Annotated in this window: 15 protein-coding genes; 7 read left to right on the top strand and 8 right to left on the bottom strand. The window is 71.9% G+C overall.

Going from position 1 to position 15,983, the window contains the following annotated elements; all coding sequences use genetic code 11:
- Nucleotides 1-5: 5 nt before the first annotated feature.
- Nucleotides 6-824: a trypsin-like serine peptidase gene (locus tag BM430_RS31000; protein WP_093571064.1), complete on the top strand. Its 819-nt coding sequence runs from the start codon at nucleotides 6-8 to the stop codon at nucleotides 822-824.
- A gap of 121 nt (nucleotides 825-945) precedes the next feature.
- Here the strand turns inward: BM430_RS31000 and rsmD are convergent, their stop codons facing one another.
- Complete coding sequence (gene rsmD / locus BM430_RS30995; RefSeq protein WP_093571063.1) at nucleotides 946-1,500, bottom strand: 16S rRNA (guanine(966)-N(2))-methyltransferase RsmD; 555 nt, start codon at nucleotides 1,498-1,500, stop codon at nucleotides 946-948.
- 9 nt (nucleotides 1,501-1,509) lie between these two features.
- Complete coding sequence (locus BM430_RS30990) at nucleotides 1,510-3,600, bottom strand: pseudouridine synthase (protein ID WP_143132177.1); 2,091 nt, start codon at nucleotides 3,598-3,600, stop codon at nucleotides 1,510-1,512.
- Between the two features lie 44 nt (nucleotides 3,601-3,644).
- Between BM430_RS30990 and BM430_RS30985 the strand changes: the two genes are divergently transcribed.
- From BM430_RS30985 to BM430_RS30970, 4 genes are all read left to right on the top strand, one after another.
- Entirely contained in the window at nucleotides 3,645-4,133 is a 489-nt protein-coding gene (locus tag BM430_RS30985; RefSeq protein ID WP_093571062.1) for a nucleoside deaminase, read from the top strand.
- 100 nt (nucleotides 4,134-4,233) lie between these two features.
- A complete protein-coding gene (locus BM430_RS30980) occupies nucleotides 4,234-5,568 on the top strand; it encodes an Nramp family divalent metal transporter (RefSeq protein WP_093571061.1) in 1,335 nt (444 codons plus the stop codon).
- Between the two features lie 160 nt (nucleotides 5,569-5,728).
- Nucleotides 5,729-6,586, top strand: a complete 858-nt coding sequence (locus tag BM430_RS30975) for a transglutaminase-like domain-containing protein (protein WP_093571060.1) — start codon at nucleotides 5,729-5,731, stop codon at nucleotides 6,584-6,586.
- 224 nt (nucleotides 6,587-6,810) lie between these two features.
- Nucleotides 6,811-8,466, top strand: a complete 1,656-nt coding sequence (locus tag BM430_RS30970; RefSeq protein ID WP_093571059.1) for a DEAD/DEAH box helicase — start codon at nucleotides 6,811-6,813, stop codon at nucleotides 8,464-8,466.
- Between the two features lie 4 nt (nucleotides 8,467-8,470).
- Here the strand turns inward: BM430_RS30970 and BM430_RS30965 are convergent, their stop codons facing one another.
- The 6 genes from BM430_RS30965 to BM430_RS30940 all read right to left on the bottom strand — a co-directional run bounded on the left by BM430_RS30965 (nucleotide 8,471) and on the right by BM430_RS30940 (nucleotide 13,737).
- Nucleotides 8,471-8,806 carry an Hpt domain-containing protein gene (locus BM430_RS30965; RefSeq protein ID WP_143132176.1) on the bottom strand — a complete coding sequence of 112 codons (336 nt, stop codon included), beginning with the start codon at nucleotides 8,804-8,806 and terminating at the stop codon, nucleotides 8,471-8,473.
- Nucleotides 8,807-8,996: 190 nt separating this feature from the next.
- Nucleotides 8,997-9,377 carry a hypothetical protein gene (locus tag BM430_RS30960; protein WP_177303225.1) on the bottom strand — a complete coding sequence of 127 codons (381 nt, stop codon included), beginning with the start codon at nucleotides 9,375-9,377 and terminating at the stop codon, nucleotides 8,997-8,999.
- A 554-nt stretch (nucleotides 9,378-9,931) separates the two neighbouring features.
- The gene (locus BM430_RS30955; RefSeq protein WP_093571056.1) at nucleotides 9,932-10,378 is read right to left on the bottom strand and encodes a hypothetical protein; all 447 of its coding nucleotides are present in this window, start codon (nucleotides 10,376-10,378) and stop codon (nucleotides 9,932-9,934) included.
- A 209-nt stretch (nucleotides 10,379-10,587) separates the two neighbouring features.
- On the bottom strand, nucleotides 10,588-10,974 hold the full coding sequence (locus BM430_RS30950; protein WP_093571055.1) for a hypothetical protein: 387 nt from the start codon (nucleotides 10,972-10,974) through the stop codon (nucleotides 10,588-10,590).
- 105 nt (nucleotides 10,975-11,079) lie between these two features.
- Nucleotides 11,080-12,525, bottom strand: coding sequence for a UdgX family uracil-DNA binding protein (locus BM430_RS30945; RefSeq protein WP_093571054.1), 1,446 nt, complete (start codon nucleotides 12,523-12,525; stop codon nucleotides 11,080-11,082).
- On the bottom strand, nucleotides 12,526-13,737 hold the full coding sequence (locus BM430_RS30940; protein WP_093571053.1) for a putative DNA modification/repair radical SAM protein: 1,212 nt from the start codon (nucleotides 13,735-13,737) through the stop codon (nucleotides 12,526-12,528).
- 152 nt (nucleotides 13,738-13,889) lie between these two features.
- On the opposite strand from BM430_RS30940, the gene BM430_RS30935 reads away from it, so the two are divergent.
- Nucleotides 13,890-14,099, top strand: a complete 210-nt coding sequence (locus tag BM430_RS30935) for a hypothetical protein (RefSeq protein WP_093571052.1) — start codon at nucleotides 13,890-13,892, stop codon at nucleotides 14,097-14,099.
- A 184-nt stretch (nucleotides 14,100-14,283) separates the two neighbouring features.
- On the top strand, nucleotides 14,284-15,642 hold the full coding sequence (locus BM430_RS30930; protein ID WP_093571051.1) for a Gfo/Idh/MocA family protein: 1,359 nt from the start codon (nucleotides 14,284-14,286) through the stop codon (nucleotides 15,640-15,642).
- Nucleotides 15,643-15,983 lie beyond the last annotated feature (341 nt).

Below are 15,983 nucleotides of genomic sequence, written 5' to 3'. Positions count from 1 at the left end.
CGATCATGCCGGCGCGCCGACGCCGAGCGGTGCGGTCGGCCCTCGCCCTGGCGCTCGGATGCGCCGCCCCGGCCGCCGCGCAGACGCCCGCGGCGTCCCCGGACAAGCGCGTGCCGATGGAGCCGACGGCCTGGCCGTTCACGGCGATCGGGCGGGTGAACGTGGTGCAGGGGCCGGCCCATCGCAGCCACTGCACCGGCACCCTCGTCGGTCCGCGCCACGTGCTGACCGCCGCCCATTGCCTGTTCGACGTGCGGCTCGACGGCTGGGTCAAGCCGCACCAGATCCACTTCGTCGCCGGCCAGGCCCGCGACCTGAATACCGGTACGGCCGAGGTCGAGGCGTTCCGCCTCGCGCCCGGCATCGACCTGCGGGCGGCGGCGCGGCCGGCACGCGGCTCGATCGCCCCGGAGATGATCGGGCGGGACTGGGTGATCCTCACCCTGCGCCAACCCCTCGGCGTGAAGCCGGTGCCGTGGCGGGTGCTGCCGAATGCCGACCTGCCGGGAAGCCAGCCCGGCGCAGTGGTGGCGCTCGCCGGCTACGCCGCCGACCGGCCCTTCCTGCCGGTGATCCATCGCGGCTGCGCGGCCCGGATCGACGCGCCGGCCGCCGGCCTGCTAAGCGACCTGTGCGAGTCGATGTCGGGGGAATCCGGCGCGCCGGTGCTGCTGCTCGACGCGGATGGCGGCGCGGCCCTGGTCGGGATCCACACCGCGGTGACCGGGGGAACCCGCGTCGGGAGCGCCTACCGCTCGGCGAGCGGCGTCGGGGTCGCCGCCGGCAGCTTCGCCGGCGCCCTCGACGAGATGATCAAGCCGTGACACGAATTCCGGAAGGAGCCTTCCGGGATTCGTGTCACCAGCCCGCGCGGCGCTTGAGCGAAGCCGAAATCCGCATTGCGAAAGCGATCCGACAGGGTCGCCTGAAGCAATCGGTCGGATTTCATATGAGGCGCCAGAACGCCACCTGGGTGTCGCCGTAGGTCCGCCGCTCCAGCTCCGAAAAGCCCTCCGGGGCGACGAGGGCGGCGGAGGCCGCCTCCTCCACCACCGCGAGGGTATTGTCGGCGAGCCAACCGCCCTCCCGGGCCGCGCTCAAGGCGATCGGGGCGAGGTCGCGGCCGTAGGGCGGGTCGCAGAAGACGAGGCCGAACGGCTCGCCGGGCGGGGCCGCGCCGAGGCGCGTGGCGTCGCGGCGGAACAGCCGCGTCCTGCCGCCGAGCCCGAGGGTGTCGAGGTTGTGGCGGATCACGCCGCGGGCCTCCGCCCCGTCATCGACGAGGAGCGCGAAGGCCGCGCCGCGGGAGATCGCCTCGCAGGCGAGCGCCCCGGTCCCGGCGAACAGGTCGAGGACGCGGGCGCCCGGGACCGGATCGTCGTAGGCGTGGGCGAGCACGTTGAACAAAGCCTCGCGCAAGCGGTCCGAGGTCGGCCGGATCGCGTCGCTGCGCGGCCCGGCGAGGCCGCGGCCGCGCAGGTCTCCTCCGACGATCCGCATCGGTCAGGCTCAGCCGCGCGGCGGCCGGCCGCCGCCGGGACGCGCACCGCGCCCGCCGGGCTTTCCGCCACCGCCGGCGCCGCCGGAGCGGAAGCCGCCGCCGGGCTTCGCCCCGAACGGCTTACCGCCCGGGCGGCCGCCGCCACCGGGACGACCCTCGCCCTTGCCGCCAAAGGACTTGGCCCCGAACGACTTGCCGGCTCCGGGCTTAGCCCCGAACGACTTGGCCCCACCGGGCTTGGCCCCGAAGGATTTGCCGCCGCTGGGCTTTCCGCCGAAGGAACGCCCCTCGCCGCCGGAACGCCCTTCGAACGAGCGCCCGCCGCCGCCGGGGCCGCGGCCCTCGCCACCGGCACGACCCTCGAACGAGCGGCCGCCACCGCCGAAGCCGCGGCCTTCGCCGCTGCCCGCCCGACCCTCGAAGGACCGGCCACCACCGCCGGGACGGCCCTCGCCCTTGCCGACAAAGCCGCGGTTCCCGCCGCCGAACGACCGGCCTTCACCGCCCGAACGACCTTCGCCCGAACGCCCCTCGAACGAGCGACCGCCGCCACCGGGGCCGCGGCCCTCGCCGCCGGAGCGGCCCTCGAACGACCGGCCTTCGCCGCCGCGGCTCGCGAAGCTCTTGCCCCCGAAGCTCTTGCCTCCGAAGCCGCGGCCCTCGGCGCCCTCCGGCTGTCCGCCGGACCGGCCGAAGCCGCGCCCGCGGCCGCCGTCGTCGGCGAGGCCGGCCTTGGCGCCGCCCCGCGCGAAACCGCCGTCGCGGTCGCGGCGCATCGGACGGTCGTCGCCGCCCGGACCCCGGCCGGGGGCGTCGTCCCGGTCGCCGCGGAACTTGGTCCGGCGGTGCGGCGCTGCCTCCTCCTGCGGCTGGGCCACCAGGCGCTCGACCAGCACCCGGCGGTCGCCGGACGCGATGGCGCCGACGCGCTTGCGCGGCGCGTCCGCGGTGGCGGCGCGGATCTCCTGCGGGCTGTCGCCGCGCCGGTGCACCCGGCCGCGATTCGGCAGGTCGCCGGCGGCCTCGGCCTCCTGGTCGCGCCAGACTGTCCGCACCGGCGCCCGGCGGCTGGCCGGCGCAGCCGGCGGCTTGCCGAATTGCGGCCGGGCCGGGTCGCGGCCGCGGGAGGCGCCCTCCTGCGCTGCTCGGGCGGCGGCCTTCGGCGAGCCGAACGGCGCGATCGGCTCGCGCACCGGGCTCGTGAAGTCGACGCCGGCCTGCTCGGCGAGCGAGGTGCCGAGCTGGTCCTTCAGCACCCGGGTGCGGATCTCCTCCACCAGCCCGACCTCGAGCTCGCCGAGCTGGAACGGCCCGAAGGAGAGCCGGATCAGCCGGTTCACCGACAGGCCGAGATGCTCGAGGATGCGCTTGACCTCGCGGTTCTTGCCCTCGCGCAGGCCGAGCGTCAGCCAGACGTTGTCGCCCTGCGCCCGGTCGATCGTCGCCTCGACCGGGCCGTACTCCATCCCGTCGATGGTCACGCCCTTGCGCAGGCCGTCCAGCATCGCCTGGTCGACGTCGCCGAAGGCGCGCACGCGGTAGCGGCGCAGCCAGCCGGTCTCCGGATGGGCGATGACCTTGGCGAGCCCGCCGTCGTTGGTGAGAAGCAGCAGCCCCTCGGTGTTGATGTCGAGCCGGCCGATGGCCACCACCCGGGGCATGTCCTCGGGCAGCGCGTCGAACACCGTCTGGCGCCCCTCGGGGTCACGGGCTGTGGTGACGACGCCGCGGGGCTTGTGGAACAGCCACAGCCGGGTGCGCTCGCGGGTCGGCAGCGGCTCGCCGTCGACGGTGATGCGGTCGCTGGGTGTCACGTTCACGGCCGGCGAGTCGAGGCGCACGCCGTTCAGCGTCACGCGGCCCTCGGCGATCATCGCCTCGGCGTCGCGGCGCGAGGCCACGCCCGCCCGGGCGATCGCCTTGGCGATGCGCTCCGGCTCCGGCTCGGCCGGCGCCGCGGCCCTGGCAGCCCCCTGGGCCGCATCCTTGGCCGTCCCACGCTTGTTGGAAGCCTGCCCCTCCGGGGAGCCCGCGGATGCCTCGTCCCGTCCGCGACGCCGCTGCGGCGCCCCGGTCTCGTCGTCGTTGATGTCGTTCATGCGCGCCTGATACCAGACGGGGTGGGGCGACGCGAGTGGAACCGATGCGCGAATTTGCAAGGGGGGCCTCGATCGGGAGCGGGGCCCCGCGTCCGGATCCGCTCGGGCTCGCCTTCGGCGCGGCGCGCGCGGCGGCGGCCCGGGGCGAGGTGCCGGTGGGCGCCGTCGTGGTGCGCGACGGGATCGTGCTGTCGGTCGCCGGCAACCGCCCCCGGGCCGACCGCGACCCGACCGCGCACGCCGAGATCCTGGCGATCCGCGCGGCCTGCGCGGCGCTCGACGACGAGCGCCTGACCGGCTGCGACCTCTACGTCACGCTGGAACCCTGCGCGATGTGCGCCGGCGCCATCAGCTTCGCGCGCATCCGCCGGCTCTACTTCGCCGCCGCAGACCCGAAGGGCGGCGCCGTCGAGAACGGCTCTCGCTTCTTCAACCAGCCGACCTGCCACCACGCCCCGGAGGTCTATGGCGGCCTGCGCGAGAGCGAGGCCGCCGCGCTCCTGCGCGACTTCTTTCGCGATCGGCGGCCCTGACGCGGCGATCGGACCCCTCGAATTCAGCCTTCTCAAATCAATATAGCAGTGGCTATATGAGCCGCCCGACGCGGGGCGGGATTGGCGGAGCATGGGGCGGATGCGGGACGGATGGGCGTGGCGCGCCGGCGCCGAGGCGGCGGAGCCGAGCCTCGGGGCGATGAATGCGAGCGTGCCGGTACGGGCCACCGGCTCCTGGCCGCGGCGGCTGCTCGCCTTCCTCGGCCCCGGCTACATGGTCTCGGTGGGCTACATGGACCCGGGCAACTGGGCCACCGACATCGCCGGCGGGGCGCAGTTCGGCTACACCCTGCTCGCCGTCATCCTGCTCTCGAACCTGATGGCGGTGGTGCTCCAGGCGCTCGCCGCCCGGCTCGGCATCGCCACCGGCCGCGATCTGGCGCAGGCCTGCCGCGACGCCTACTCGCGCCCCGTGGGCATCGCCCTCTGGCTCGCCTGCGAGGCGGCGATCATCGCCTGCGACCTCGCCGAGGTGATCGGCACCGCCATCGCCCTGAAGCTGCTGTTCGGCCTGCCGCTCATCGCCGGCGCGATCCTGACCGGCCTCGACGTCCTCTTGATCCTGCTCCTGATGCGCCGGGGCTTCCGGGCGCTCGAAGCCTTCGTGATCGCGCTGCTCACGATCATCTTCGCCTGCTTCGCGATCCAGATCGCCATGGCGGCGCCGCCCGTGCGGGAGGTGCTCGGCGGCTTCGTACCGTCCACCACGATCGTCACCGATCCGGCAGCGCTCTACCTCGCCATCGGCATCCTCGGCGCCACGGTGATGCCGCACAATCTCTACCTGCACTCCTCGATCGTGCAGACCCGCGCCTATCCGCGCGACGAGGCCGGCCGGCGCAGCGCCCTGCGCTTCGCGGTGGCCGATTCGACCATCGCGCTGACGCTCGCGCTCTTCGTCAACGCGGCGATCCTGATCATGGCGGCCAAGGTCTTCCACGGCTCCGGCCATACCGGCGTGCAGGAGATCGAGGAGGCGCACGCCCTGCTCTCGCCCCTGCTCGGCGTCGGCCTCGCCTCGACCCTGTTCGCCCTCGCCCTCCTGGCCTCCGGCCTCAATTCCACCGTCACCGCGACGCTCGCCGGCCAGATCGTGATGGAGGGGTTCCTGCGCCTGCGCCTGCCCGACTGGGCGCGCCGCCTGATCACCCGCGGCATCGCCATCGTGCCGGTGGTGATCGTCACCGGGCTCTACGGCGACGAGGGCACCGCCCGGTTGCTGGTCTTGAGCCAGGTCGTCCTGTCGATGCAGCTGCCCTTCGCGGTGATCCCGCTGGTCCGCTTCGTCTCCGACAGGAACAAGATGGGCGCACTCGTCATCCCGTCCTGGCTCAAGATCCTGTCCTGGACCATCGCCGCCGTGATCGTGGTCCTGAACCTGAAGCTCCTCGCCTCGACTCTCGCGGGCGGTTGACGCGAGGGTCGGCGAGAGTCGGGAAGCAGACGCAAGCGCAGAGGTGTGGCGCTTGCACAACATTTAGGCGAAACCTGCGGGGCGAACTGGGCGAGAACTCGGAACAACGGCGCGGATTCGGACTTTATGCACCACGTTTTTCGACTTGCGTGGACCCACGATGAAGATCCGCACCGGCTACTCGATCGCCTTCGACACGCCCGGCCCGACCCCGATGGTCCTGATGCTCAACGTGCATCCCGACCGGGCCGGCGACCTGATCACGCCCGACACCATGACCATCGACCCGCCGGTCCCCGCTCACCAGTTCGTCGATTCCTTCGGCAACCTCTGCACCCGCGTCACCGCCCCGGGCGGCCGGATCACCTTCTCGGCCGATTTCCTGGTCCAGGACAGCGGTGAGGTCGACGATTACGCGCCGGACGCGGTGCAGCACCCAGTGCAGGACCTGCCCGACGACGTGCTGCCCTTCCTGCTCGCCAGCCGCTACTGCGACACCGACAAATTGTCGAACACCGCCTGGCAGCTGTTCGGCCACACGCCCGAGGGATGGGCTCGCGTCCAGGCCATCGTCGACTACGTCCACAACCACATCCGCTTCGACTACCAGCGCGCCGATTCGACCCGCTCGGCCCTCGACGGCTTCAACCAGCGCGAGGGCGTGTGCCGCGACTTCGCGCACCTCGCCGTCACCTTCTGCCGCTGCATGAACATCCCGGCGCGCTACTGCACGGGCTATCTCGGCGACATCGGCGTGCCGGCGGTGCCCGATCCGATGGACTTTTCCGCCTGGTTCGAGGTCTATCTCGGCGAGCGCTGGTACACGTTCGACGCGCGCCACAATAAACCGCGGATCGGCCGCATCGTGATGGCGCGGGGCCGCGACGCCACCGACGTGGCGATCTCGACGAGCTTCGGCCCGGCCTGGCTCGCCAAGTTCGAGGTCCATACCGACGAGGTGGTGGGCGAGGAGCCGCGGGCGGTGCAGGAGACGGAGTGGCTGCAGGCCGCGGAGTAAGACGGCGTCCGCTCGACTCGGTTGGTCAAAGATAGGGCGCTTCTCCCCTCTCCAGGCGATGCCGGGCTTGCCCGGTATCGCTGCAAGGTGTGGGAGAGGGGATCCCGTGCCATCCTGTTTGCAGTTCGGCCGTTTGATTCGCCGGAAAGACTGAGGATCGGCCCACCCGCCTCCCCCCGCTGTCAAGCCTGGATACGCCGCCATTCTCCGGCTATGGCGGCGCGATGCTGCTTCGTCCCTACCAGCGCGCGAGCCTCGACGCGCTCCAGGCCGATTGGGCGCGCGGGGGCCGCAACGGCCTGATCGTGCTGCCGACCGGGGCCGGCAAGAGCCTCGTCATCGCCACCCTGGTGCGGGAGACGATGGCCCGGGATCCGGGTGCCCGCATCGCCGTGGTCACGCATACCCGCGAGCTGATCGCCCAGAACCACGCCGAGCTCCTCGCCCTCTGGCCCGAGGCGCCGGCCGGCATCGTCTCGGCCGGGCTCGGGCGGCGGGAGGAAACGAAGCCGATCCTGTTCTGCGGCATCCAGTCGGTGTGGAACCGGGTCGAGGCGACCGGCGGGTTCGACCTGGTGATCGTCGACGAGGCCCACCTGATCCCCCGCGATGCCGACACCCGCTACGGCCGCTTCCTCGACGCGGTGCGGGCGCGCTCGCCCGACATGCGCCTCGTCGGCCTCACCGCCACCCCCTACCGCCTCGACAGCGGCCGGCTCGACGAGGGCCAGGGCCGGGTCTTCGATCGGCTCGTCTACGAGGCCCAGGTCGGCGACCTGATCCGCGAGGGCTACCTCGCGCTCCTGGTCTCGAAGGCCACCGCCACGATCCTCGACGTCAGCGGCGTGCCGCTGCGCGCCGGCGACTACGTGCCCGGCGCGCTGGAGGCGGCGGTGAACCGCGACGTCATCACCAAGGCGGCGGTGGCCGAGATGGTCGCCTACGGCGCCGAGCGCCGGGCCTGGCTCGCCTTCTGCGCCGGGGTGAAGCACGCCGACGCGGTGCGCGACGCGATCCGGGCGGAAGGATTCTCCTGCGAGGCGATCTCGGGCGAGACGGGCAAGCGCGAGCGCGACCGCATCGTGCGCGACTTCCGGGCCGGGCGCCTGCGCTGCCTCACCTCGGTCGGCGTGCTCGCGACCGGCTTCAACGTGCCGGAGGTCGACCTGATCGCGCTGCTGCGCCCGACCCAGAGCACCGGCCTCTACGTGCAGCAGGTCGGCCGGGCCTTGCGCCGGGCGCCCGGCAAGACCGACGCCCTGATCCTCGATTACGCCGGCTTGGTGCGCCGCCACGGGCCGCTCGACGTGCTCTCGGCCAATGCCGTCGCCCGGGCGCGGCTCTTGGGCGAGACCGGCGCGCCCCGGGCCAAGCCTTGCCCGGGCTGCGGCGCGCTGATCGCGCTCAATGCCAGCACGTGCGAGGGGTGCTGGGTCGAGCCCGAGGAGGAGGACGAGGCCGAGATGCCGCACGAGGCGGTGGCGGACGACGAGACCGCAATCCTCTCCGCCGACACCGTCGCGGTGGTGCGGGAGGCCCATGCGCGGTGGTGGCCGGTGGCCGGCTGGCGCTTCCGGCGCGAGACGCGCCACCGCGGGCCGGACGTGCTGGCGGTGGCGCTGGAGGGCGACGAGGACGCGATGATTGTGCGCCTCGACCTCGAAGCCACCGGGTTCGCCCGCGAGAAGGCGGTGCAGTGGTGGCGCCGCCTCGGCGGCGAGATGCCCCCTCCCTTCGACATCGACGAGGCGCTGGCGCGCTGCGACGAGCTGTCCCGGCCGGAGGCGGTCCGGGTGGTGCCGACCGGCCGGCTCTCGGAGAGCGTCGATTACCGCCTCGCCGACGGGGCGACCTGGACCGACACGCGACGGGTGGCGTGATCCGTCAGCCCGCCGCGATCAGGCGGGCGACCTCGGCCTCGGCGAAGGCCTTCTCGGCGGCGACATCGGCGGAGAGCGCACGGATCGCCTCGAAATCGTCGCCCTGGCAGGCGATCTCGAGCGCGGCGCAGAGCCGCGACAGCCGGGTGAAGCCGATCAGCCCCGAGGAGGCGATCACCCCGTGCGCCGCGGCGGCGAGCGCCGCCGGCTCGCCCCGCACCGACCAGTCGCGCAACTGGGTCTGGAAGCGTCCGAGCAGGACCGGCATCGCCTGGTCGCCGACCGCCTGACGGAGGTCGGCATAGGTCGCGGCGTCGAGGGAGGGGGGCGTCGTCGCCATGGCGTCCGGCTCCAAATGCGCCTCGTCGTCCGGGCGCGTCGGCTCTCGGACCACGAGGCTACACCATATGGGGCGGTCGCGATGCTCGGCCATCGGGCCGATCTGTCGCGGATCGGTACCCATCCATCCTGGATCGGGGCCCGCCGGATAGGGACCGATCCGGCGCGGATCGAAGCCGCCATCGCGGCCCTCAGGCCGACCGCGCCACCGAGGTCCCGATCTCCACCGACCGGGCGGCCTCCGCCTCGCGGGCATAGGTCCGTGCCCGCAAGACCGCCTCCGACGGCAGCTGCTCGACGACCGACCCGTCCGAGCCGACGACCTGGAACACGATCTGCTTGCTGTCGGGATCGCGCCGGTAATGGGCCCGGTCGGCCTTGGTCTCGGGGGTTTCGCCGGTCGACGCGGCGGAGTCGCGCGCGATGGTCCGCCGGGCGTCCGGGCTCAGGTCGAGGGTCACCGCCGGGTCGAGGGGCGGGTCGGACTCTGGGGGGCGCGCGGGACTGGTCCGGACGACGGGTTCGATCGCGGCCGGCGGAAGCGCCGCGGCGATGGTGCTGGTCTCGATCACGGCGAAATCCTTTCGGGCGATCCGTTCCCGATCAGCTAGCCGTGATGGCCCCTACCTCAATCTTAACGCCGGCCGGGCCTGTCAATCTTATCTTAAGACGTCGTTTCGGCATTCTCGACAATTGTACGGACTTTTGCCGAGCATCCGCAGCGTCGGCGCCGGTGTTCGACGACTGTCCGGGAGCTTGCTTGATTGGAGGCCAGAGATTTGACATCCTGCATGTCATTCCGGGGCCGCGCAGCGGAGCCCGGAATCCAGAAACTCAGGTTGCTCAGAAAGAGGCGGAGCGCATATCGCTTTATCCTGTACCATCCGCGCGTCTGGATTCCGGGCTCCGCTGCGCGGCCCCGGAATGACAAGGAGGGGACCAGCACTGTCGAGCAAATCAAACAGGCTCTGACAGTGTCGAGCACTGACCGTCTCTGATCGTCGGCTCACGTGCGACGGAAGATCGGATGCCCTGCCCGGACTTCAGCGATGAAGCGACAACTGCCCGTTCGTGACCGATGCGCCGGAAGGGATCGGGCACCAGCTTACCGACTTGGTAGCCGTCCTCACGGCTCCTCGGCCGGCACCGCCGGTGCCTCGCTGTCGGCCCTCGGCTCGGCGGTGGCGACGGCCTTGGTGGTGAGCAGCGGCTCGAGGCGCCGGGCCAGTTCCTGGCCGAGATGGCGGGCATATTGGCCGGTGAAATAGCGCCCGCCAGCGCCGCGGCCCTCGAGGTGGTCGCGGGCCTTGGTCATCGCATCGACCTCGGGCCGGCACAGGAAGCCGATCACGCCGGCCGCCTCGTACCAGCGCCCGGCCCGGGCATGGGCGAGCGCCGCCGGGTTGTTGCCGATCGTCTCGGCGAAGCACTCCGTCGCGGCCTGTTCCAGGGGGCCGAGCACCGCGCGCCGATGCTCGGCGCGGGGATTCGGAGCCGCCACGGCCGGATGGGCCGCGGCAGCGATCTCCATCGCCGCCAGGGTGCAGATCGCGCCGTACAGCAGAACTCTCATATCCGGGCCTCGGCCGAATCAACCGCCACTCACCCGGCAAGCCTCGTGCCGATCATGGGCGGATCTTGGGCGAAACCCGGAGAAAAACAGGTTTTCGGACGGGGCAGGCCGCTGCCGCGAAGCTGAGCCGCAGCATCTCTCCACTCGGCCGCGGCGCGCCCTCTCGGTCAGCCGCGGCACATTCCAAGTCAGCCGCGGCGCATTCCAAGTCAGCCGCGGCGCTCGGCGTTCCAGCGGCCCTTGCAGGAGGTGGAGCCCGATGTGGTCCAGGTGCCGTTGCCGGCGCCTTCGCTGCCGAGGCGGCCGACCACCTGCGCTGCGGCATCGCCCCGGCTGATCGTCGCCCGCACGGCGCCGCTCGGCTGCACGCGGCCCGAGACGGTGAAGTCGCCGCCGCCGGCATAGCGGGCCTGGCCGTTCTGGATGATGACGCCGTAGCGATAGGCCCGGTCGCAAGCCCCGCTCTCGGTGATGACCTCGACGCTCCAGGTGCCGTCGAAGCGGTCCGGCGCCTTGGCGCTGGTTCGGGCGATGGCCGGCGCCACGGCGCCCGCCAGACAAGCTCCCGCCGCGAGGGCGGACACGATCAGCCTCATGGTCCTCGTTTCCCGGTTGGGTCTGGCGACAAACTCGGCAGCACGCGGTTGGTTGCCGCATTGCAACGTTTCCCGGCAACGTTCCCCGGCAACGTCTCCGGCGCGTCAGCCGAGCAGGCCGAGGCGGGGCGCCGGATCCTCCGAGAGGATTGAGGCCCGCCGCAGGTCCGCGACGAACCCCGCATAGGCCTCCCCCCGCGCCTCGTCGGGCAGCCGCAGCAGGTAGGAGGGATGGACGGTGACGAAGCCCGCATAGGGCTTGTCCCCGAACATCGCGGGCCCGCGGGCGCGGGTGACCGGCACCGGCCGGCCGGTGAGCGCCAGTACGGCGGTGGCGCCGAGCGCCACCACCAGCCGCGGCGCCACGAAGGCGAGCTCGCGGTCGAGCCACCAGCGGTAATGCGCGACCTCGCCGGCGCTCGGCGTCCGGTGGATGCGCCGCTTGCCCCGCTGCTCGAACTTGAAGTGCTTGACCGCATTGGTGAGGTAGGCCCGGTCGCGATCGATCCCCGCCTCGACGAGCGCCCGCGCCAGGAGCTGGCCCGCCGGGCCGACGAAGGGCCGCCCCTGGAGGTCCTCCTGGTCGCCCGGCTGCTCGCCCACGAAGGCGATCGCCGCGCCGAGCGGCCCCTCGCCGAGCACGGCCTGCGTCGCGCCCGGCACCAGCGGCTCGGAGGCGCGGATCGCCGCGTTCAGCGCGTCGAGGGAGGCGGGCTCCTGCGCCGCCATCGCGGCGAGCGCCCGGGCCGGCACGCGCTTGACCGGCGGCTCGGGCGCCCGGGCGATCATCTCCCCGACCCGCCGGCCGGCCTCCCGCACCAGGCCGGGAATCGCCGCCGTCTCGGGCATGTTTTGCCAGTACTTCTTCGGCATCTCGGCCCGCATCGCCGCCAGGTTGGTGCGGGCGGGGTTGAAGGTGCTGGAATAATAATCGGTCCAGCCGGCCTCGAACGCGTCCTGCTCGGGAACATCCTCGCGCCGCCCCGGCGGCCCGAAGCTTAAGGCACGGCCGTCCCAGTGGGCCGAGCCGTCTGGGGTCAGGATCGACCAGTCGAAGGAGGGAAAGCGCGCGGAGAAGAACGGTGCGGCTTCCGCCAGGATGTGGTGCTCGGGCTCGAACCAGGCGGCGAAACGCTCGCGCCCGCCCTCCCCCGATCCGGCGCGGCGAAAGCGCAGGAAGGCGTGCATCTTGTGCAGGTCGCGCGCCACCGCCTTGCGCATGAGATTCAGGCGATGGACCAGCGGGTCGCTCGCCACCTCGGCGAGGTGCCGCTCTCCTTCCGCCACCCGCCAGATCAACCGGTGGAGCAGGCCGTAGCGCTCGGGATCGCGGTGCATGACGACGGAGGGCACGAGGGCCGCGACCGCCCGCGGCAGGGCGAGCGCCGGGCCGGGCGCGCCCGCATCGTCCTCGGGAAACAGCGAGGCCGCCTCGCCCTCGACCCAGGTCACCGCCTCCGGGGCCGCCTCCGCCGGGACGAGGTGCCGGATCGCCGCGCGAAACCCGTCGAGGTCGGCGCCGGGCGCCAGGCGGATCGTGCGGGGGCGCATCTAGAACAGGCTCAGCTGGCGCGGGGGCTCGGCGAGGCGGGCGCGCAGGTCGAGCCGGTCGGTGAGGCGGGTCGGCGCGTAATCGGCCGCGACCAGGAACGGCCGGGCGCGCTTCAGGCCCGAGGTCAGGCGGGCGACGTCGTCAAGGCGCAACGTGGCATGGCGGCGGGCCGCCACGATCTTGTCGACCGCCCGCACGCCGAGGCCCGGCACCCGCAGGAGCATCTCCCGGTCGGCCCGGTTGACGTCGACGGGGAAGCGCTCGCGGTTCTTCAGGGCCCAGGCGAGCTTGGGATCGACGTCGAGGGCGAGCATGCCGGACTCGGTCGCCCCCGCCACGTCGTCGGGCGAGAAGGCGTAGTACCGCATCAGCCAGTCGGCCTGGTAGAGCCGGTGCTCGCGCTGGAGCGGCGGGGATTTGCTCGGCAGGATCGAGGCAGCGTCGGGAATCGGGCTGAAGGCCGAGTAGTAGATCCGCTTCAGGCCGTAATGGTCGTAGAGGCGGGCGCTGGTGCGGATCAGCGACTCGTCGGTGCTGGCATCGGCCCCGACGATCACCTGCGTCGACTGGCCGGCGGGGGCGAAGCGCCGCTTCTCCTCCTTGGCCTGCAGGATGCGCTCGCCCATCTGGCCCATCGCGGTCTGGATCGCGGCGCCGTCCTTCTCCGGCGCCAGCCGCTCCAGGCTCGCCTCGGTCGGCAGCTCCAGGTTGATCGAGAGCCGGTCGGCGTAGAGGCCAGCCTGCTCGATCAGCCACGGGCTCGCCTCGGGGATCGTCTTCAGGTGGATGTAGCCGCGAAAGCCGTGCCGCTGGCGCAAGGTCTTCGCCACCCGGATCAGCTGCTCCATCGTGTGGTCGGGCGAGCGGATGATCCCGGAGGAGAGAAACAGCCCCTCGATATAGTTGCGCTTGTAGAACTCGACCGTCAGCGTCACGACCTCGTCGACCGAGAACTTAGCCCGCCGGACGTTCGAGGAGCGCCGGTTGACGCAATAGGCGCAGTCGAACAGGCAGTAATTGGTGAGCAGGATCTTCAGGAGCGAGACGCAGCGCCCGTCCGGCGTGTAGGCGTGGCAGATGCCCGCCCCCGTGGTCGAGCCGAGGCCGCCGGCCTCCGCCTTGCGCTTCGGCGCTCCCGACGAGGCGCAGGAGGCATCGTACTTCGCCGCGTCGGCGAGCACCGTGAGCTTCTTCTTCAGGGCAGCGTCCATGCCTGCAACCTGGCTTCCGTTCCTGATTTGTTCAAGACCGAAGCGGCGGATGTCCCGTGGTCGAAAGCCGCATCGGAGGGTCCGGGAACCCGCCGCCCGCCCCCTCGTTGTCTGCCCGATTGGAAATTGTCTAATTCGCAAGGAGACGCCCCATGGCGACGAATCCGTCCGCGAACTGCCGCAGCTGCCGCTACTTCGACGACCACAAGCTGAACGGCGGCGCTCCCCAGGGCGAGGAAGGCCTGTGCCGCTTCAACCCGCCGGTGAGCCAGCCGGAGCCGCAGGGCCACGGCCTGTGGCCGGTGGTCTCGGCCCAGGATTGGTGCGGGCACTTCTCGCCGGAGATGATGGCAGGCGAGTGAGCGGTCGCCGAATCCGAGTTTTTGGGAAGGCCGGTCCGGAAGGGCCGGCCTTTCTGCATGACAAAGGTCTCAGGAGGCATCGCCAGAGCTGCCGTCGCGCGGTCCAGCCGGGCGTAGCGGCAGCGGAACCCCGTCACCCCCGACACGTTGCGCAGGCTCTCTGCCCTCAACGGATGGTTGCCCGATGCCGGACGATGTCGCCGCCCTCTCGCGCCGGAGCCTGATGATGGCCGGCGGCGCCACCCTGGTCGGGCTCGGCAGCGCGGCGGCGCAAGGGGCATCGGGGTCGGGGGTGCCCGGTCCCGAGCGGCCGGTCGATACCGGCAAGGTCGAGAACGGCAAGGTGACGTTCCCGAACTGGCGCGGCCCCTCCGACCGGCCCTCGGCACCGCCGCCGGCCCCGCTGCCGCCGGGCGAGCGGATCGGCTTCGCGGTCGTCGGCCTCGGGCGGCTGTCGCTGGAGGAGATCCTTCCCGCCTTTGGCGAATGCCGCAAGGCGAGGCCCGTCGCCCTGATGTCGGGATCGCCCGAGAAGGCCAAGGCGGTGGCGGCGCAACATGGGATCAAGCCCGAGGCGGTCTACGGCTATGACGGCTGGGACGCGCTCGCCCGCAACCCGGAGGTGAAGGCGGTCTACATCGTCACCCCGAACGCGCTCCACCGCGACCAGGTCATCGCCGCCGCCGGCGCCGGCAAGCACGTGCTGTGCGAGAAGCCGATGGCGTCGTCCGCCGCGGAGGCGCGGGCGATGATCGATGCCTGCGCCAAGGCCGACGTGAAGCTGATGATCGCCTATCGCTGCCAGTACGAGCCCTACAACCGCGAGGTCGTGCGGCTGGTGCGCAGCGCCAAGTACGGCAAGGTCAAGCTGATCGAGGCGACCAACACCCAGACCATGAGCCTGCCCGAGCAGTGGCGGATGAAGAAGGCGCTCGCCGGCGGCGGCGCGCTGCCGGATATCGGGCTCTACTGCCTCAACGGCGTGCGGGCCCTGATGGGCGAGGAGCCGGTCTCGGTCCAGGCGCAGATTCATTCACCGGACGACCCGCTCTACCGCGAGGTCGAGGAGACGGTGGCCTTCACCCTGCGCTTCCCGTCCGGCGCGCTGGCGCTCTGCTCGACCAGCTACGGCGCGCACGAGACCCGCTCGATCACCGTCCAGGCCGAGGGCGGCGCGATCCAGCTCCAGAACGCCTTCGCGTATCAGGGCCAGCGCCTGTTCCTGAACCACCGCGAGGGCAAGGCCGAGGCGAAGGAGGAGCGGGTGCTGGGCGAGAAGAACCAGTTCGCCCTCGAGATCGACCATTTCGCGACCTGTCTCCTCGAGAACCGCACGCCGCGCACGCCCGGCGAGGAGGGCCTGCAGGACCAGATCCTGATGGAGGCGATCTACGAGGCCGCCCGCACCGGCACCACCGTGGCGCTGAAGCCGCCGGAGCGGATCGTGGGCAAGGGTGACGGCAAGGGCGAGGCTCAGGCCAAGGATGCGTCGGGCAAGGCCCTCGACCTGACCCGCGGCCCGGAGCCGGAGGATGCCGGGTGAGGCGGCACATTCAAAACCGCGGGAGTGTTCGAACCCCGCGACGGTCCTTCCACCCTCCGCGTCATGTATGGACGGCCCCCGTTTCGCAAGGGTTTGTGAGCATCGGTTTGAGCCAGTCGGTTCAGGAGCAGTCATGTATCCGGCCTCTGATGCCGTCGTGCCGCCGCGGTTGATGCGACGAGGACGACGGCGGGCCACCAAGGGGTGCGCACAAGCGTTCCTTGCGAAGAACCAGGCTCCCAACATCCCGACGCGCTGTGACGCGCGATGACGTGGCGGAGTGTCCTGGTCCCAGGTCCCTCATCCTGCTCTGGCCTTGGCCGTGCTTACAGCTCCTTGCT

Origin of the sequence: Methylobacterium sp. 174MFSha1.1 (assembly GCF_900116815.1) — a bacterium.
Lineage (GTDB): Bacteria > Pseudomonadota > Alphaproteobacteria > Rhizobiales > Beijerinckiaceae > Methylobacterium.
This window is presented reverse-complemented; position numbering and strand designations above follow the sequence as displayed.